Annotated in this window: 15 protein-coding genes and 2 pseudogenes; 14 read left to right on the plus strand and 3 right to left on the minus strand. The window is 62.4% G+C overall.

The annotated features are described in order from the left end of the window. Positions 1-3823 (minus strand): cadherin-like domain-containing protein (locus FV220_RS12435; RefSeq protein WP_187273402.1); only part of this gene is annotated, 3823 nt, incomplete at its 3' end. Between the two features lie 541 nt (positions 3824-4364). Between FV220_RS12435 and FV220_RS12440 the strand changes: the two are divergent. The 7 genes and pseudogenes from FV220_RS12440 to FV220_RS12475 all read left to right on the plus strand — a co-directional run bounded on the left by FV220_RS12440 (position 4365) and on the right by FV220_RS12475 (position 9869). Then, positions 4365-5222, plus strand: a pseudogene (locus tag FV220_RS12440) (IS5 family transposase). A 183-nt stretch (positions 5223-5405) separates the two neighbouring features. Beyond that, positions 5406-5766, plus strand: a pseudogene (locus FV220_RS26100) (integrase); the annotation flags it as partial. A 237-nt stretch (positions 5767-6003) separates the two neighbouring features. Next, entirely contained in the window at positions 6004-7254 is a 1251-nt protein-coding gene (locus tag FV220_RS12450; protein ID WP_147831708.1) for a site-specific integrase, read from the plus strand. Beyond that, positions 7244-7840, plus strand: a complete 597-nt coding sequence (locus FV220_RS12455; RefSeq protein ID WP_147831710.1) for a hypothetical protein — start codon at positions 7244-7246, stop codon at positions 7838-7840. The genes FV220_RS12450 and FV220_RS12455 overlap by 11 nt, the downstream gene beginning before the upstream one ends. Positions 7841-7925: 85 nt before the next feature. Continuing rightward, on the plus strand, positions 7926-8141 hold the full coding sequence (locus FV220_RS12460; RefSeq protein WP_210245946.1) for a DNA-binding protein: 216 nt from the start codon (positions 7926-7928) through the stop codon (positions 8139-8141). Positions 8142-8341: 200 nt separating this feature from the next. Further along, complete coding sequence (locus FV220_RS12470; RefSeq protein WP_147831713.1) at positions 8342-8602, plus strand: hypothetical protein; 261 nt, start codon at positions 8342-8344, stop codon at positions 8600-8602. Then, positions 8544-9869 carry an AAA family ATPase gene (locus FV220_RS12475; RefSeq protein WP_246689446.1) on the plus strand — a complete coding sequence of 442 codons (1326 nt, stop codon included), beginning with the start codon at positions 8544-8546 and terminating at the stop codon, positions 9867-9869. Before FV220_RS12470 ends, FV220_RS12475 begins: the two co-directional genes overlap by 59 nt. A gap of 586 nt (positions 9870-10455) precedes the next feature. Here FV220_RS12475 and FV220_RS12480 read toward each other — a convergent pair. After that, positions 10456-10761, minus strand: coding sequence for a hypothetical protein (locus FV220_RS12480; RefSeq protein WP_147831714.1), 306 nt, complete (start codon positions 10759-10761; stop codon positions 10456-10458). 82 nt (positions 10762-10843) lie between these two features. On the opposite strand from FV220_RS12480, the gene FV220_RS12485 reads away from it, so the two are divergent. From FV220_RS12485 to FV220_RS12515, 7 genes are all read left to right on the plus strand, one after another. Beyond that, positions 10844-11119: a hypothetical protein gene (locus FV220_RS12485; RefSeq protein WP_147831716.1), complete on the plus strand. Its 276-nt coding sequence runs from the start codon at positions 10844-10846 to the stop codon at positions 11117-11119. 423 nt (positions 11120-11542) lie between these two features. After that, positions 11543-12070, plus strand: coding sequence for a terminase small subunit (locus FV220_RS12490; protein ID WP_147831718.1), 528 nt, complete (start codon positions 11543-11545; stop codon positions 12068-12070). Continuing rightward, entirely contained in the window at positions 12067-12381 is a 315-nt protein-coding gene (locus tag FV220_RS12495; protein ID WP_147831720.1) for a hypothetical protein, read from the plus strand. The genes FV220_RS12490 and FV220_RS12495 overlap by 4 nt, the downstream gene beginning before the upstream one ends. Before the next feature lie 317 nt (positions 12382-12698). Continuing rightward, the gene (locus tag FV220_RS12500; RefSeq protein ID WP_147831722.1) at positions 12699-13289 is read left to right on the plus strand and encodes a hypothetical protein; all 591 of its coding nucleotides are present in this window, start codon (positions 12699-12701) and stop codon (positions 13287-13289) included. Further along, positions 13286-13885, plus strand: coding sequence for an ATP-dependent Clp protease proteolytic subunit (locus FV220_RS12505; protein ID WP_187273403.1), 600 nt, complete (start codon positions 13286-13288; stop codon positions 13883-13885). The genes FV220_RS12500 and FV220_RS12505 overlap by 4 nt, the downstream gene beginning before the upstream one ends. A gap of 10 nt (positions 13886-13895) precedes the next feature. After that, complete coding sequence (locus tag FV220_RS12510) at positions 13896-15935, plus strand: hypothetical protein (protein WP_147831726.1); 2040 nt, start codon at positions 13896-13898, stop codon at positions 15933-15935. After that, the gene (locus tag FV220_RS12515; RefSeq protein ID WP_147831728.1) at positions 15935-17050 is read left to right on the plus strand and encodes a phage baseplate assembly protein; all 1116 of its coding nucleotides are present in this window, start codon (positions 15935-15937) and stop codon (positions 17048-17050) included. Before FV220_RS12510 ends, FV220_RS12515 begins: the two co-directional genes overlap by 1 nt. A 213-nt stretch (positions 17051-17263) precedes the next feature. On the opposite strand, the gene FV220_RS12520 is transcribed toward FV220_RS12515, so the two are convergent. Continuing rightward, a complete protein-coding gene (locus tag FV220_RS12520) occupies positions 17264-18943 on the minus strand; it encodes a calcium-binding protein (protein ID WP_147831730.1) in 1680 nt (559 codons plus the stop codon). Positions 18944-19061 lie beyond the last annotated feature (118 nt).

The following is a 19061-nucleotide window of genomic DNA, read 5'->3' on the forward strand; positions in this document are numbered from 1 at the left end:
AGGCGTCGAAGCCGAACGCGTCCTGCGCGTCCGCCCCGCCTTGGCGGGCCAGCGTCAGCGTGGCGCCGGCATAGTCGCCCAGACCGCCGTTCAGCGCGTCGAGGTCGACATCGGAGAGGGTGACGTCTGTGTCGAGGCGAACGCTGTTGCCGTTCTCTGTGAAAGCGACCGTGCCGCCGAGCGAGCTCTGCAGGTTGAACGAGGTGTCGAGACTGCCGTCCGCGTTGTAGCGCACCACCGCGAAGTCGTAACCGGTACCGCTACCCTGGCCATAGCCCGCGACGACGATCTTGCCGTCCGCTTGGACGGTGACGCTCTGACCAGTGTCCGAGCCGGTGCCGACCGAGGTGAGGATCTTGCCGCCCGTGCCGAAGCCGGTGTCGAGGCTGCCGTCCGCGTTGTAGCGCACCACCGCGAAGTCGTTGCTGGTACCGGCGCTGAAACCTTGGCCCGCGACGACGATTTTGCCGTCCGCCTGAACCGTGACGCTGTAGGCATAGTCTGCCGACGGGCCCATGCTGATCGGGGTGAGGATCTTGCCACTCGAGCCGAAGGTGGTATCGAGGCTGCCGTTCGCGTTGTAGCGCACCATCGCGAAGTCTGTGCCGCTGTAGAAGCCGGTGCCGTACCCCGCGACGACGATCTTGCCGTCCGCCTGCACCGTGACGCTGTTGCCGAAGTCGGTCGACGTACCGGTGCCGACCGGGGTGAGGATCGTGCCGCCCGTGCCGAAGCTGGTGTCGAGACTGCCGTCCGCGTTGTAGCGCACCACCGCGAAGTCGGTGCCGGTCTCGCTGCCCTCGCCGTAACCCGCGACGACGATCTTGCCGTCCGCCTGGACCGTGAGGCTGTTACCGCCGTCGTTCGACGTGCCGGTGCCGACCGGGGTGAGGATCTTGCCGCCCGTGCCGAAGCTGGTATCGAGGCTGCCGTCCGTGTTGTAGCGCACCACCGCGAAGTCGTCACCGTTCCCGACGCCATACCCAGCGACGACGATCTTGCCGTCCGCCTGCACCTTAACGCTTTGGCCGATGTCGTTCGACATACCGGTGCCGACCGGGGTGAGGATCTTGCCGCCCGTGCCGAAGCTGGTGTCGAGGCTGCCGTCCGCGTTGTAGCGCACCACCGCGAAGTCTTGGCCGTCGCTGCCGGCCCCTTGGCCCGCGACGACGATCTTGCCGTCCGCCTGTACCGTGACGCTTTGGCCGACGTCGGTCGACGTGCCGGTGCCGACCGGGGTGAGGATCTTGCCGCCTGTGCCGAAGCTGGTGTCGAGGCTGCCGTCCGCGTTGTAGCGCACCACCGCGAAGTCGGTACCGGTCCCGCCGCCGTCTGCTTCGCCCACGACGATGATCTTGCCGTCCGCCTGCATCGTGACGCTGTGGCCGAAATCATTCAAGGTGCCGGCGCTGGCCGGGGTGAGCACCTTGCCAGTCCCGGCGCCGAGGAACGACGGCGCGTCGTTCACGGCCGTGAGGGTGGTGCTCAAGGTGGCGGGGATGGAGGTCGTGCCGTCGCCGACGTTGTAGCTGATGACGAGCGGGCCGTTGTAGTTGGCGGTCGGGGTGACGGTGTAGCCGCCCGCCCCGTTGCTCACGATGGTGCCGTGATCGACGCTGAGGCCGGAGAGGACGAGGGCCGTGCCGTCGGGGTCGCTGAAGCCCTGCAGCAGATCGATCGCCGTGACCGTGAAGACGGTGTCTTCCTGGCCGACCGCGAGGGCGGCCTGGGTGCCGCTGAGAATCGGCGCGTCGTTGGTGGGGAGGAGCATGACCGTGGTGGTTCCTGTGGTGGTCGCGGCCCCATTGGGCCCCTGGGCGCCGGCATTGCCGTCCGAGAACGTCCAGACCAGCGTGGCAGAGGTCGGAGGCGTATCGGAGGTGTTGGCGTAGGTGACGGCGCGCGCCACCGCGTCGGCGAGCGCCGAGGTGGCGACGTTCGTGCCGGTGAAAGTGATCGTGAGCGTGCCGGCCGTGTCGGTGAAGGTGGCGAAGGTCGCCCCGTTCGCGTCGCGCAGGCTGTTGCCCGAGACCGTGAAGCCCGAGGCATCGAAGCCGAACGCGTCCTGCGCATTCGCCCCGCCCTGGCGGGCAAGGGTCAGCGTGGCGCCGGCATAGTCGCCCAGACCGCCGTTCAGCGCGTCGAGGTCGACATCGGAGAGGGTGACGTCGGTGTCGAGGCGAACGCTGTTGCCATTCTCTGTGAAAGCGACCGTGCCGCCGAGCGAGTTCGGGGCGTTGAACGTGGTGTCGAGGCTGCCGTCCGCGTTGTAGCGCACCACAGCGACGTCGGTGCCGGTGCCGGTGCCGGCGCCATAGCCCACGACGACGATCTTGCCGTCCGCCTGCACCGTGACGCTCTGGCCCTGGTCATTCGACGTGCCGGCCCCGACCGGCGTGATGATCTTGCCGGTCCCGTCCGGGCCGAAGCCAGTGTCGAGGCTGCCGTTCGCGTTGTAGCGCACCACTGCGAAGTCGGTGCCGGTGCTGCTGCCAGTGGTGCTAGTTCCCGCGACGACGATCTTGCCGTCCGCCTGAACCGTAACGCTGAAGCCGATGTCGCTCGACGTGCCGGCGCCGACCGGGGTGAGGATCTTCCCGGTCCCGTTCGGGCCGAAGCTGGTATCGAGACTGCCGTCCGCGTTGTAGCGCACCAGCTCGAAATCGAAACCGCTTCCGCTGCCTTGGCCGTAGCCCGCGACCAGGATCTTGCCGTCCGGCTGCACCGTGACGCTTTGGCCGATGTCGCTCGACGTGCCGGCGCCGATTGGGGTGAGGATCTTGCCCCCCGTGCCGAAGCCGGTGTCGAGGCTGCCGTCCGCGGTGTAGCGAACCACCGCAAAGTCGGTGCTGGTCCCGCTGCCCAGGCCTGAGCCCGCGACGACGATCTTGCCGTCCGCCTGCACCGTGACGCTCAAGCCCTGGTCCTGCGCCGTGCCCGCCCCGACCGGGGTGAGGATCTTGCCGCCCGTGCCGAAGCCGGTGTCGAGGCTGCCGTCCGTGTTGTAGCGCACCACCGCGAAGTCGTCGCCGGTCCCGCTGCCGGCACCATAGCCCACGGCGACGATCTTGCCGTCGGCCTGGACAGTGATGCTTCTGGCAATGTCGTCCGATGATCCGGCACCGACCTGGGTGATGATCTTGCCGCCCGTGCCGAAGCTGGTGTCGAGGCTGCCGTTCGCGTTGTACCGCACCACCGCGAAGTCTTCGCCGGTCCCGCTGCCGAGAGCTTGGCCCGCGACGACGATCTTGCCGTCCGCCTGGAGCGTGACGCTCTGGCCCTGGTCGTCCAATGCGCTGGCGACCGAGGTGAGGATCTTGCCGGTCCCGTTCGGGCCGAAGCTGGTGTCGAGGCTGCCATCCGCGTTGTAGCGGATCAGCGCGAAGTCGCGAGTGCCATCGCTGCCGATGCCCGCTCCCGCGACGACGATCTTGCCGTCCGCCTGGATCTTGACGCTTCGGCCCGGATCGAATGACGTACCGGTGCCGACCGGGGTGATCACTATGCCGGTCCCGACGCCGCCGAACGAGGGCGCGTCGTTGACGGCGGCGAGCGTGAATGTGCGTGTCGCCGGGACCGGGTCCGTGATGCCGTCGCTTACGCTGTAGTTCAGCGTGACGACGCCGTTGGCGTTCGCGATCTGCGTGATCGTGTAACTGCCGTCCGGGTTGGCTACGACCGTACCACGGGATGCGGTGAGGCCCGTCACCGACAGATCTTCCCCATCGGGGTCAGACCAGTTCGCCAGCAGTTGCGCCTTGGTGATCGTATAGACCGTGTCCTCGGCGCCAAGGGCGAGGGCATTCTGCGTGCCCGTGAGCATCGGCTGACGCAGCGGATTTTCCAAGACCATAACTAATCTCCCGGCTCCCGGCACCGGGAGGCCGCACTACGTTCCAGTTTCAGGAAAGCTCAGCTGCAAGCTTTAAACGGCGATGTTCGGGAGACGAGATACGATCGATATCTTGATGCCCGCGATCGGGCTTCTATAGCCTGAGTTCGGTGAATAAATTATGTAGACTCTGCCATCATATATCTCAAGAGGTTATATAATAGTAAAAAACCCAAAATAATGGAAAACAAATAATTATCTACATTATATGATGGCCAAATACTCGTTTATATGAATTGCTCATAAGCATTGATTGACCTTCACGCCAGGTATAGGATTCGAATCTATTGCATCGTAAGGCCTTAAGTTGCTCCTGCTTGCTGGCGTTCCTCGCGAGCCGAACCGGAAGAGGAGCTCGAGCCTGCCTGTGGTCTTCATTTTGGTCTGGATTGTCGAGGGCGTGAGCGGCCATGAGGCTAGGACGTATCTGTAAAGGGGTCACAGGCTGGGTGACGGTCCCCATGTTGTGGAGATGCGACGCTACGAACTGACTGATGCGCAGTGGGAGCAGATCGCCCCGTTGCTGCCTCCGCAGAAGCCGCGCACGGGCCGGCCAGCGGAGGATCACCGGCAGGTCCTGAACGGTATGCTTTGGATCCTGCGCACAGGTGCGCCCTGGGCCGATCTGCCGGCCCGCTATGGTGCTGTCGGGACCGTGTCGATCCGGTTCTATCGCTGGCGGCAGACCGGCGTGTTCGACCAGGTGCTGCGGCGCCTGCAGGCGCAGGCCGATGCCCGAGGCGATCTCGACTGAGACCTGCACTTCGTGGACGCCACGGTGGTGCGCGCCCACCAGCACGCCGCCGGTGCACGCCGGTCCGGCGCCATCGGGGTGAGGGGACGGTCGAGGGGATCGGTGAAGCGCTCGGGCGCAGCCAGGGCGGGTCCTCATCCTGAGATTGTTGAAGGATCGACCAAGCTGCATCTGCGCGCCGAGGGCGGCGGTAAACCGACCACGGCGGTGCTGACGGCCGGCGAGCGCCACGAGCAGTTCGCCCTGGACGCGCTGATGGACAAAGGCGCCGTGCCGCGCTCTGGCCGAGGCCGACTGCGCCTGCGTCCCCGCCGAACGGCCGAGGATCGGGGCCACTCCAGTCCACCGGTCCGTTGTCGCCTCAGACGCCGTCGGATCGAGTCGGTCATTCCGACCCGCAAAGATCAACCGCGCCAGCCCGACTTCGACAAGGCCACGCACCGGGAGCGCAACAGGGTCGAGCGGCTGATCGGACGCCTCAAGCAGTATCGCCGCATCGCCACCCGCTACGAGAAGCGGGCGGCCAACTCCCTCGCCATGGTCACACTCGGCATGACCATGCTCTGGCTCACATGACTTTGCAGAGACGACCTAGCACTACTTTGGCAAAAAGGTATACCGACTTGGATGTACGCCCCAAGCAGAAAAATGGTCTGAGCATTCTGCAATCTCAGGTGCCTCAAACCAGAGGATTTTGACGCCGCTTAAGCCTACACGAAGTTCCATCATGGCTCTTCAGGCAAGAATGCCAAAGTAGTTCTAGTGCTGACCACCAAAACGGGACGGGTCCTGCAGAAGCGATATTTCGCCGAACTCTGGGACCGGGCGATGCTTGAGGCTGGGATTGCTCAGGTGACCCTTCCTAGTTTGGAAAAACCGGTCAACCTTCACTCAACGATCTCCGCGGAACGGCCGTGACCATGCTCTCTGAGGCGGGCTGCAATCCTCAGCAGATCGCCACCATCACGGGTCATTCGCTCAAGACGGTGACTGTGATCCTTGATCGCTATCTAGCGCGCTAGCAGACCAGGCAATCTTCGATTGGGAGAACTCACCACGAACGGAGTTTGCAAACCGACTGCAAACCAGCGCTCAAACACCCAAACCCCCCGAAGGGAAAAATTCATGTCTGACAATAAAGATAATTGGCGCGCCCGAAAGGATTCGAACCTCTGACCCCCAGATTCGTAGTGCTGTGCTAACCCCTAAAGTTGCATAACACTCTGGTGCGTCGAGTCGCCTTATCGGCCTCTGACACTTGGCTTTTTCACCAAATGCCGTAACTTCGGGTAACAGGGCAAAACACGCCTTAACGCGTGTTTTCGCATCCCCTGGCGTTACCCGTGGAGCGCATCTGGTGGCAGCTAAGGTGCTTACGGTGCAAAGTGTCGAGCGCTACAAACCAGTCCCTTCACGGCGGCTGGAAATCCCAGACGCGACCCTTCCCGGCTTCTATCTCGTCGTACAGCCAAGCGGCGCGAAGTCGTGGGCGGTTCGATACCGGATCAACGGTCGGCCGCGGAAATACACAATCGGATCCTATCCACTCTTCGACCTCGGCAAGGCGCGGAGCGTCGCGCGGGAGGCTCTGCAGGCAGCGGCGTTGGGTCGCGATCCCTACCTTGCCAAGCGTGAAGCCGCGGCCGCCTCTGCCGCAGCGGAAGAAGATCGCGTTTCGAGTGTAATCGCGCTCTACGTCGAGCGGCACCTGAAGCCGAACGGCAAGCCTCGGTATGCCGAGGAGGCAGAAGCGCTTCTGCGAAACCATGTCGAGCCGCGCTGGGGTAGGCGTCGAATTGGCGAGGTAACCCGGAAGGATGTGGTCACGATGAATGACGCGCTGACTGATGCCGGTATGACGGCCGGCGCCAATCGCGTCTTCTCCGCCGCGCGGGCCATGTTCAATTTTGCGCTCAGCCGGGAGATCATTGAGACGACGCCGTTCCTCGGCCTCAAGCCTCCGGTTTCAGAAACGAGCCGGGACCGCGTGCTGACCGACGCGGAGGTCCGCTTGGTCTGGCAAGCAGCGGAAGTGGTTGGGCATCCGTTCGGCCCGCTGGTTCAAACTCTGTTGCTGACGGGCCAGCGCCGCGATGAAGTTGCGAGGATGGTGCGAGGCGAGCTCGTCGATGATCTGTGGACCATCCCTGCTGAGCGCACGAAGAACTCGCTTGAGCACGTCGTCCCCTTGTCAAAAGCCGCTCTCGCCGTCTTAGGGGCCGTGCCCCGGATCGCCGGCAAGCCAGGTTACCTTTTCACCCGAACCGGCACCGCCCCCATGTCCGATTATTCGAGCAGCAAGGCCCGGCTAGATGCCGCGATGCTGGCCATAGCGCGGGAGGACGCCTCTGCTCTTGGTCAAGATCCGAAGACCATCACGCTGAAACCCTGGCGCCTCCACGATCTCCGCCGAACCTGCAGCACAGGAATGGCGAAGCTCGGCCAACCCATCCACGTCGTCGAGGCTGTGCTGAACCACCGCTCCGGAGCGATCAGTGGCGTCGCAGCGGTCTACAATCGATACCAGTACCTCGCTGAGAAGCGAGCGGCGCTGGAAGCGTGGGCAAATTCCATAGATGCACTGGTGGGATCGAACGATGAACGATAGATCTTCCATCATCTTCCTCCGCGACCGTTTGTCGACCCTCACAGGCGTCACGCATTCCAGTGCCGGAGAGTCGATTCGCCAAGCCATGGCCGCAGGCGAAATCGAGGCTGTTGCCGACGGCGTGAGCGTTCGCGCAGACACTGCAGATACAGCGACGGATCTTATATTAGAGAAGCACGCCCTTAAGCCAGATTATTGGCAGCATTGCAGGATCGACTGGGACTCTCGGTATCCCAGCTTCACTTTCTATATCGGGCGCGATCAATATTTCGCCAGCGATATCACCGTAGACGCGGTCGCGGCAGCGACATTTCTTCGGCTTCGTGATCCACTCAATCAATCTCAGCCCTCTGCATCGGCTGCAGTTGAGAAAAACAGAGGCGGGCGCCCTACAAAATACGATTGGGACGGAGCGTTCATTGAGATGGCTCGGATAGCTGTTCTCGGCGATGACTCTTCCCGGGCGGCCCTCACCAAGGCCGTTGAAGATTGGTTCATGCAGACATCTGGAAGCTCGCCAGCGTCCAGTTTGGTACGCGAGAAAGTCCAGCGGTTCCACGAATCCATCTGGCCGCCCAGAGGATAGTTACTGGCGGTTATCGGCGGTTACCGGCTGACGAACCCTAACATATCGCATCAATAGAGAGCGTGCCCGCAAGAGGAGCCACGCAATGCCCCTTCCTATTCAAAAAACTCCAGACGAGCTGCTGCCTGCTACTCCCACACGCATGCGCTACGGCGTCAGTGACATGACACTCTGGCGCTGGGAGAACGATCCCGCGCTCGGCTTTCCTAAGCCTATCAGAATCAATGGCCGCCGTTATTGGCGGATCGCCGACCTGCAGGCTTTCGAAGCCCGGCAGGCTTCTAAGCGGGAGGCGGCTTGAGCCATGAAAAAACCCGCGCATCGCGGGGCGACGGCGAGTTTCTCAAATGCTTTCCGGCAAGTCAGCGTTGAGAACTATGCCCTAGAGCCCCGGTCCCTTCAAGCTGAAAGGCTTGCTCGCCGATACGGCCTCACCCTTGCCGCAGCGGCTGTGGTTGCCGAACTGGCTTTTGCCGTCCCCGAGACATGGGGGAGCCGAGCATGAACGCACCCGTCTCACACGCATCGTTCGGTACGCTTGAGAAGCTGCGCGAGGAGGCCATGGAGCAGCTTCACCTCTGCTCCTGGCACTCTTCGCTCGCAGTCGACCAGGGCGTCGCCAATGCTGACGCTGGCATGGTCTACAACACTCGTCGCGCCGCAGCCCATCTCCGCATGGCGATGGATGTCCTGGCCATGATGCGTGAGCATCGGGATCGGCAAAATGCTCGGCAGGCTGAAGGGCAGCCGCATGGGGTATGAACCTTTCTCCGCCGAACTCGACGCCCTCGGCGCGGACCGGGATTGGCCACCGTTCAATGGCGAGCCGCAGGCTGACACGTCACGATTGAAGGAGGGGCTCAAAGCCTCTCCCTACGTCTACCGCGATCCACGCAAGATCCCGCCGCGGGCCTGGCTCTACGACCGCCGTTTGATCCGGGGCTTCATCTCAACCACAGTGGCGCCTGGCGGGATCGGCAAGTCGAGTCTGGAGTTGGTTGAAGCAATCGCCCTGGCCACCGGGCGGGCACTCCTTGGTGTCCATGTGCCCGTTCCATGTCGCGTCTGGTACTGGTGCGGGGAAGACCCGCTGGAGGAGATCGAGCGTCGCGTGGCGGCCATCCTCATCCGGTACGGCATCAATCCCGCCGAGCTCGATGGCCGGCTGTTCCTGGACTCGGGCAGGACGTCCGAGATCGTCATTGCCGAGACGACCAGGGCAGGAACCGTACTGGCTTTACCGGTCCTCGCTGCGCTGAGGGAAACCATCGACGAGAACGCCATCGACGTCGTGATCCTCGACCCCTTCATTTCCACGCATCGGGTCTCCGAGAACGACAATGGCGCGATTGATATGGTCGCCAAGGCCCTCAACCGGATTGCTGAAAGGACAAGGTGCGCCTTCTCGCTCGTCCATCACGTCCGAAAGGGCATCGGCACGCCAGGCAATACCACCGTCGAGGATGGCCGCGGTGCGGGCTCACTACTCGCCGCCGCCCGGTCAGCCCGCGTGCTCAACCAGATGACCAAGGACGAGGCCGAGCGAGCCGGCGTCGAAAACCATCGCGCCTTCTTCCGCGTCGACAACGGCAAGGCCAACCTGGCTCCGCCGCCGGATCGGTCGTCATGGTTTCAACTCGCCTCGGTATCGCTCGGCAATGGCCCCGAGAGCTTCAGCTTTATGGACCTTAGCGATCAGGTCGCCGTGGTCGAGCCATGGGAATGGCCCGACACCTTCGAAGGTATCAGCACTGACGATCTGCGCACGGCCCAGGCCGAAGTGGCTGGCTGTACGGCGGCAGGTGCTCGCTTCCGCCTCAACGTGCAGTCGCCGGACTGGGTGGGCATTCCGATCGCCAGGGCTTTGCGGCTTGATCCGGCAGACAAATCCCACCGAAGCAAGGTCGGTCGCATGCTTAGGGTCTGGGTTGAGACCGGCATGTTCGCAGTGGTCGAGGGCAAGGACGGTAAGGGCAAGCCACGGGACTATGTGGAGGTCGGCAAGCATGTCTCAGATGCTGGCGAATGAGCCTTTCTCCACCCTGCAAGGTGGGGTGGAGAAAAGTGGAGAACGTGGAGACAAAACCTTCTCCACCACCACCCCTTATAGGGTGGGTGGGGGTGGTGGAGGTGGCTGGTCACAAGGTGGAGGTGGAGAAGGGCACCTCTGCTTTGCAACCGGAAGGGGCGCCCCAACCCGCCCCACCGCAGGGAGGAGTGGACAATCCGCAGCGCCAGCCACGCGGTGGCATGGCCGACGCCATGGATATGGTTACGGGAAAGCCTTCTCAGGAGAACGAGCCGAAGCTCTCGAAAACCGACGGAGACACAGCCCTGACATATGCGGCCAGTGGTGTGGGCACAGCATTATCCGCCGCGCTATCAGTAGCCGGCTTGCTAAGGTCAATATTATTCAGCGAAGCGGTATGGCTATGCATCACCTGCGCGGTCGCAGGCAAATCAAGACGATCACGTTCAATGTGATTGTACATTTGTCAGCCCCATCTGGACGCATTGAATTGGGAGAGGCGAGCTTAGAATGCGCCGCGAGCGAGCGTGTTCCGGCTGGTATGACTATGGTCTGTTGTCGCACCGGCTCACGCCTACGCTCCGGCCTACTGCCCGCTCAAGGACGGCCCGCCGGACGTCCCGCCGGTGCCAGGCGGACTGCTGGTGAGTGTGCCGCCGATGTTTACGTCGGGCGTGCTGCCGGGAACGGACGCAGGGCTCGGATTGCCCGGAATAGCGTCGGCAGGACGGCCGCTGGACCCGCTCGCCCGCGGGACCGGACCCGGCTCCATGGACGGCGTCATGACGCCGGTGTTGGCGGCGCCACCAGTGGGAGCCAATTGCTCGGCGAGTGCCGGTACAGTCAGCATCATCGCCAGCGTGGCCGTGAGAGCGAGCTTTGTGGGTGTCATGAATCCGTCCGTGCGTCTGAGGTCGGTCGGCAACTGACGGCAGCGCTGGAAGTTCAGGACGGCTCTCGATCGAGGCCCCGCCATGACTGAGGTCGAGCGCCAAGCTCTGGAGGATGCCCGCGCTGCCTGCCTCGCCAGCGCTGAAGCCATCGCCGCGGTGCTGGCAGGGACGGGAAGCCTTCCGACCCGCAGCCTCCATCTGGAAGCCTACGTCCCGTTGAAGACCGCGGCAGCAGCCTGGGGCATCGCTGACGATTCTGCCCGCAAGCGCGTGAAGTGCATCGCCCTGAGCCGCCCGGACCTTGCGACTAAGCGCGGGGCCGGACGGTGGTGGGTGCATCGAGAGGCACTTCGATGAGGTCCTCTCGACGTCCATTCATATGTCAGATCACCCGCCAATCGTTTAAGCCAATTCGAGCTGTGAAGAGGGAAGTGGTGCTGCCGGTCAAAGCAACTGCTTTCCCTGTACGACCCGGCCGCATTCTCAAGTTTCCACCGCATTCATTTATGCGCGCCATCAAATCTCGAACCACAGAAATCGCTTGAGCTGGGGTAAGGTGGCTTGGACATTTCATTCGAAGCGTCATTTCGTGCCTTCATCATTGGAAAGCGGGGGCTTTTGACGATGTCACCAAACAAAGTCAAGCTGAGACACTTTTAAGCAGGTGGCTATGACCGTCATGTGAGTTCTGGGGTCCTTCCAGGGTACCCCACGGCCCGAGGGTAAGCGCGACCTCGGCAGGTCTCTAGGTACAAAACTTTTAAATGGAACTTTATTATTATGCCTGACACCCGTGGACGCATCCTAAATCGTTCTGAAATCGCGGATTTTCTTGGCCGCAGCCTCCCGACGATAGACAAGTGGGTGAGCGCCGGATGTCCTTTTGTCGAGCGTGGCGAGAAGGGGCGCGAATGGCGGTTCAACTCTGCCGATGTCGTGGATTGGTTCGAGCGCCGCGCGGTTGACAGGGCGACCAGGAAAGCACCGTCAGGTGAGTTAGACCCTGCTCAAGAGCGCGCCCGTAAAGACAGTGCGTTGGCCGATAAAGCTGAAATGCAGAACGCCATCGTGCGCGGCAATTATGTACACGTTGACGACGTGGTAGAGCATGTAGGCTCAATGTTCAGCGTGTGCCGCAACAAATTGCTGTCGCTCCCAACAAAGTCCGCCGGCCGCGTTCCAATGGCCGTCGCGGCGACCGTCGAAGAGAATGTGCGAGATGTGGTCTATGAATGCTTGACCGAGCTTTCCGAAGACACTGTGCTGGAGAAAGCCGAGGCAAGCACCAAGAGGAGGAAGACACCATGACAAATTCGCAGATGCCACCTTGGACGGCTGACCGTGCCGCTGCAGTGCGTCTGATGGTCGAGGTCGAGCTTGCCCGTGCCATGGACGGCAACGATCCAATACAGCGTAAGCTTCGCGGTGAGGATATCGACTTAGGGCATCCGCACCTCAACGCAGTCATTGAACGGACGTCTAGGCGCCTACACGGAATACCCGACCTGATTGTCCCACAAGTCGCGGAAGCTCGCAGCGAAAATAGCATCCGCGTTATTTTGGATGATGCTATTCGAGCGGCCATGACAGAGCTGGATACAACACTTGGGTTTACGTGATCGGTTGAATAAAGATCAGCCCGCGCTTGTTCAGATCCCGTTTTTCCTGTTTTTCATAGGTGACCGTAAGTACGCCGATCTCGACACTAGGGGTTATGAAAGACCAATCATCTCCCATCCCAAATGCCGCTCCCGGTAGTCATGTCCCGGTCGAGCAGCGTGGCGGCGCCGGCCGAGCCTCATCTCCCTCAGCCCGGCGCCGTTCCCTTCTCCCATCGCTCGAACCGGTTCGGGCAGCCTTCCGCCGCGATCCGATCAAGACTGCGGAGGCGGACGTTGTCAGCCTGACGAGCCGACGCGACGGCGTTTTGAGGCGCTTGGCCGAGGCAGTGACCCGTGCTGAGGCGGCAGCGGTCGAGCAGCGCCGGCTTCTCATCGAAACCGACGACGCAGACCCTGCAGCTCTGAAGCGCGCCGGTGATGCATGCAGGAAGACTGCCGACGATCGCACCGCTCTGGAAGATGCGGCCCGGGTGCTCACCGAGATGGTGGCAGAGGCTCAGGCCAGGGTCGCCGCCGAGCAGGACCGCGTCGTGCGCGAGCGTGTGGCCGATGCGATGGAACGCCAGGCTGAGGCGTTGGCAACCTGCATCTCGGCCGAGGAGCGAGCGGTCCAGGCTTTGGCGGAGGCTCATCAGGCCACCCGTCTGGCTGCCTACGGTGCTATCCGCGGAATTGGCCCGATGATCGATGCGGAAAGCCTCATCGGCGAGGTGAAGGCTGTGGCCCTCCATGTGGCCTATCCGATGGAGTTCAGCATCGCGCCGTTCTCCCGGTCCCTTGGGGCGCCATGCTCGACGCTCGGCAACGCTGCCAGCACCTACCTCAGTCAGCTCCGCTCCGAGGCCGAGGCGATCCGCTCAGGCGCCGCTGCGCTCCCCGTCCTCCATTACGAGGTACCGGCATGATCACCGGGCGTCGAATCGTCGAGGAGGCGGACGGTAGGGTCCGCGTGGACTACGCCGCTCCCCCCAAACCTGAGCCGATCCCGATGCTACGGGATGGCGTTGTCCGGATCGAGGGTTCCATCCGCGGCTTCGGTGACTGCAGCGCGGCAAGTCTGCGCCAGGCCCTGAAGGATTGGCCTGCTGGTGAACCCATCGTGGTCGAGATCGACAGCGATGGCGGCCATATCGGCGAGGCGGTGGCCATGCATCTCGCCCTGCGGAACGATCCACGCCCCGTGACGGTCCGCATCTTCGGACAAGCCTCATCCGCCGCCGGCCTCGTTGCCATGGCGGCCGACCGCATCGAGATCGCGGTCTCCGGCCGGTTCGCCATTCATTACTCGCGCTACGAGAGCGTCGGCACCGCGACGGCGACCCGTCTCAGGGCAATGGCCGACCTCCTCGACGAGACCGACGCTCAGATCGTCGACCTGCTCGTACCACGCTGCCGCTGCTCCCGCGGATGGCTGCTCCAGGCCCTGGTGAGCGAGCGCAAGTTCACTGGTCACGAAGCAGTCGAGGTCGGCTTTGCCGATGCCGTGATCCCTAATCGATAGGAGGCTACCGATGGCCGATGAACGCCTTCGCTTCGGCGCAGAAGTCACCGACCGGTTCACAGGCCCACTCGGTCAGCTAGAGACCTCCCTGCGTCGTGTGGCGGGGGTTGGCTCTCGCGCGGGCAAGGATCTCCAAAAGGACTTCGACGCCTTCCACGGTACGCTGGGCAAGACGCAGGGTACCTTGCAGGGCATGACCCCGCTGCTGTCGGGCATGGGCGTCGCCGGCCTCGGCGCAGGGCTTGGTCTCGGAGCTATCTCCTCTGCACTTCGCGGCTTTTCCACCGGCACGCAGCAGCTTTCCATCCTCTCAAAAGAAACGGGCGTCGCTGTCGATCAGCTTCGTGCGTTCGGCTCGCTCGGCGAGCGCTTCGGTGTCTCGGCCGACACGATGCAGGGCGGAGTCAGGAAGTTCTCGGACGAGATGTCCCGGCTCCGTAAGCGGTACGGGGAGACCTATTCCGGCCTGCAGGCGATGAACCTCGGCGACCTCGTCGAGAAGCTGGTGTCGGCGCCGAACATGAAGGCTGCGATGGACGCAGCCATGGACACCATGAGCAAGATTGGAGATCCGACGAAGGCGCGAAAAGTAGCGGAGATGCTACTTGGCAGCGATCAATTTAGCGCCATCGCAAGGCAGATGCCGGGGCGCTACGCTGAGGTGATGGCCGAGATCGAGCGCCGGCAGGGACAGACCACAGACGCTCAGGTCCGCGCCGCTAAGCGGTTCGAGGACTCGCTCAGCAACATCCGCGAGAAGATGGACGGGCTTCGCACCGAGGCTCTGGCTCCGCTTCTGGAGGAGCTGTCGAGCCTCGTCGACAAGTTCAGCACCCCGGATGCTCTGGCATCGTTTGGCGAGCAGCTGAAGGAGATCGGCAAATTCGCCAGGACTACGGTCCAAGAGTTCGAGGCGATTGTTCGAGCATATCAGAAATTCAAAGAGTTCGTTGGGCTCGCCGAGGCGCCGCGGGAAAAAGTCTTAGAGGACAAGCAGACATTTCTGAAGCGTCGCGTGGAAATGCTCGACGAGCGTCCCAACGCGCCCGACTACCAGCGCAAGCGCGATCGGATGACGGAGGAGTTGAAGCGGGTTGCCGACGAGCTCGAAAGGCTCCGCAACCAGGGCACCGCTACCGCTCAGCCTTCCAGCTTCGGAGGCGCCCCTACCGGCGGCGGACTGATCCAGAAAGCTGCTTTCGGCGGCATGGGTGGGTTCGGCTCCGGGTTCGGTGGATCCAGCGGACCACTCGCCTCGGGTGGCAGATATGGAGGCGTAGGTGCCGGCAGGCCCCCCTCGATCTTCCCTAGCCCTCCCGCGCGCCCCACCGGCGGCACGAGAGGTCTTCCATCCGTAGACGGCCCTCTGGCAGCCAAATACCCCGATGGCTTGGCCGCCGGGATCAAACAATCAGCCAAGGATCTCGGCATCAGAGCCGAGGATCTGGCGACCGTCATCAGCTACGAGACGGCAGGTACGTTCGACAAATGGAAGCGTGGCCCGACCACGAAGTGGGGCACGCACCGCGGCCTGATCCAGTGGGGAGAGCCCCAGGCGAAGAAGTACGGTGTCACAGCTGACATGTCGGCCGGCGAGCAGATGCAGGCGGTGACGCGGTACTTACGGGATCGAGGTGTTCGCCCAGGCATGGGCATTCATCAGGTTTACGGCGCCATCAACGCCGGCGGAGTGTCGGACTGGCACCTGAAGCAGAGGGACGGTGCGGCTGGCGGTGCGCCGGGCGATGTCCGTGACAAGGTCGATTTTCAGATGGCGGGCCATCGCCGGAAGGGCGTCGCCTTGCTCGGTGGAGATCGAACCAACCTTGCCGACTCATCGTCCCCTGCCGCCGCGGGCGAGCGTTCGGGCGATGAGATGATGAAGCGCCTCTATGGCGAGCAGGCTCCGGTCGCAAAGGCGCCCCCGCAGGAGCACCGCATGATGATCGACCTCAACGGTTTCCCCGCCGGGGCACGGGCCCGCACGAGCATGGGCGACCTGTTCAAGGAGACGACCGTATCGAAAAGCCGCCAGATGGAGACGCTCTGATGTCCAACCCCGATCTCATCTGCGAAGTCCGCACGAGCGGCGGCACCTACCGCGACTGGCAGTCCGTCCAGGTCGAGCAAAACTATATGAGCGAGGATTGGAATCGATCTTTCCGTCTCGTCTGCGCCGAGCCGAGCGCCGTCGGAAACCTCAGACTGAAACCGGGCGACCGAGTAGACATCGCCCTGGCTGGTCAGGTGGTCATCAAAGCCGGCTTCATTCGCGATCGACAGGCCGCCTACGACGCGAACCGACACGCTGTTCAAATCACCGGCTATGGCCGAGCTGGCTTGATCACCGAGGCCAGCATCAATGGCGGCACCGGGCAGTACCGGGGCTACAAGATCGACGCCATCGCGAACTCGGTGCTGAAACCCTACGGGCTCAAGTTCAGGGTCCAGAACGGGCCGGACGGATGGGAGACGCCCTTCACCAACGTGATGGTGCGGATGGGTGAGACGCCGTTCGATCTGATCTCCCGCCTAGCGAAGCAGCGTGGTTTGTTCTTCTACGCCGATGTCGACGGCAATCTCGTCGCCGGCCCAAAGTCCGACGGCGGCATGGTCCAGTTCATTGAGGGAGTGAACATCCTCGCCGCCAACTGTCAGCTGCGCCACCTCGCGGTCGAGGGTCTGATCGTCGATGCCCAGCAATCAGGATCCGACAGCCTTTTCGGTAAGAAGGCGGCGGAGGTCCGCGCCTCCTCTGCGGTGACCGGCGGAGCGCCTGGCGCAGTGAGGACGATCCTCGCCGAGATGCCCCTCAACCAAAGGGAGGCCCAGCTCCGCACGGATTGGGAAGCCGCGGCGCTCCAGTCCATGGCTTTGCAGTTGCAGATTACCTACCAGGGCTGGCTCAAGCCGGGCGTGGGCGGTCTCTGGGAGCCCTCTGACGGCGTGTCGGTGAAATCGCCCATGCTGTTCCCGACCGAGAGCGGGACGGAAGAGCTCAAGGTCGCCGGCTACAGCTACATGCAGGACACGAACGCCGGCACGATCACGACCGTCGACCTCGTGAACAAGCTGGCGTGGGAGCAACGGAAGCCCAACGCGAAGGAAAACGATGGGTTCTACGACGTGACCACCGCCCCGGCGAAGGCTGAGGCGGTGACATAGCATTTAGAGACGATCCCCCTGGACGATCGGCGGGCTCGTTCTAAACTGCCCACCCAGTCGGGACCATCGGCATCACGGGAGCGGCGGAGGCAGGCGTCCCGACAGCGCGGGCATTCGATCCGACCGATTTCATCCTTGCCCGCCCACTCTCGGATGAGCCCACCATAGCTCCAGGCGGCGGGCTCATCCAATATTAAGCTACATTTCGGCGCGTTATGCGAAGAACGTCGCTTCTAGTTCTTGGGGGCTTATGCCTGAAAGCGTCACGAACCCACCACCTGACAAAGCCAGTGAGGCGTTGCCGAACTCGTCCTGTTGCGTGACGTAGGTCTGACCAAACAATGCAAGTCGATCACCATCAGCGAAGCTAAAATCTGTGATGATGTCAGCACCCGAATTTGTGCCGAAGTTGAACTGATCTGCGCCCGAGCCACCGAGGAGGATATCATTCCCGGCACCACCATCTAAAGTATCGTTACCCGCCTCTCCAAATAGTGAGTCGACGCCTTCATTGCCGACCAATACATCATTTCCGATGCCACCACCGAGCTCGTCGTTGCCGGCTCCTCCAATAAAGATGTCGTCGCCAGCGCCTCCGTTCAAACGATCCTTGCCGTCTTCACCGAACAGCGTGTCGTTACCCTCACTCCCAACCAGGATGTCGTCGCCGGTTCCACCGCCGAGTTCATCGTTACCGTCATCGCCACTCAGAGTGTCATCACCAGCGCCACCATTTAGGCGATCGTCACCTGCTTCGCCGAAAAGTGTGTCCTTACCGTCCTGTCCAAGAACAGTATCGCTTCCAGCCCCCGCGGTGACTGTGTCGTTGCCGACGCCGCCTACGATGAAATCCTTGCCCGTTCCAGCAGTGATGGTGTCGTCACCCTGACCTGCATTGTAGTAAAAGTCTTGGCCTTCACGGAAAGGAGGGAAGAAGGATAGTGTGTCGTCGCCGTCTGTTCCAAGGACAACACCCTCGAACGTATTGCCGCGCTCAGTTCCCGAAACAAGGTCGCGTACGTCAAAGGTGATGCCTTGAGTTCCGGCAATAAAGGTGGTGCCTTCGTCGTCGTAGCGTGACACAGGCCCGGTTAGATTGCCGTCGGCATCCTCTGCCTGTACGTGAACTGCAAGCCCGCCATCCTGATTTGTCAGGCTGCCGGAGTCGTAGGCAGTCCCATTGCCGACCTCGGCCGAGGTGAAGGTCAGACGAATGTTGCCGGTGCCGCCGTCGTTGCGATCGAACCGAACTGTGTCGTCTCCAGCACCCAGATCCACTCGGTCACGACCATCCGTGTAGACGTTGACACCGAAGGTGTCGTCGCCGTCGCCCCCAGACACGATGTCGGTCCCGGAACCACCGCCAATCGTGTCATTGCCGGCGCCAGTTGAGATGACGTTTCTGCCACCGCCGCCATACACGACATCGTCCGCCGAACCGGTGGTGAGCCTGTCGTTTCCGTTCCCACCCGTCAGCTGCGCACGGACATCGCCGGTATCAACCACATTGTCGCCGGTATCGGACAGGTTGAAGTTTACCGACTCGAAGCCTTTGATAACGGTGCCATCGGACGCCCTGCCCGTGCCGTTCTCATTCAGCGTCAGCCTGATTGGGGTCCCCGAGCCGACAACGGGCCCATTAAAATTGAAATTGACCGACAGGAAATCATTGCCCTCGCCGCCGATCAGCCGGTCGAGCTTGCCGCCGGTCACGAAGTCGTCTCCGGATCCGGCATTCACGACATCACGCCTGGGGTCGATGGACCCTGCGAATATGTTTGCGGGGCGATCGACCGAATCGATCGTATCGTTGCCACCGCGGCCATTGATGGTGTCTTCTTCTTCGGTGCCAGTCAGGAAATTGTCGCCGTTATCGCCATTGATCGTAGCCATTGCGTCGTCTCCCTTGCTCGCAGCCTGAGATGCACATGCGGCTCGCAGGTTTGCGGCAGGGCAGTTACGCGCCCGCCCTCGAAAGGGTTGCAAAGTTAATTCATGATTTTTGTTCGTA

Source organism: Methylobacterium sp. WL19, assembly GCF_008040005.1.
Lineage (GTDB): Bacteria > Pseudomonadota > Alphaproteobacteria > Rhizobiales > Beijerinckiaceae > Methylobacterium > Methylobacterium bullatum.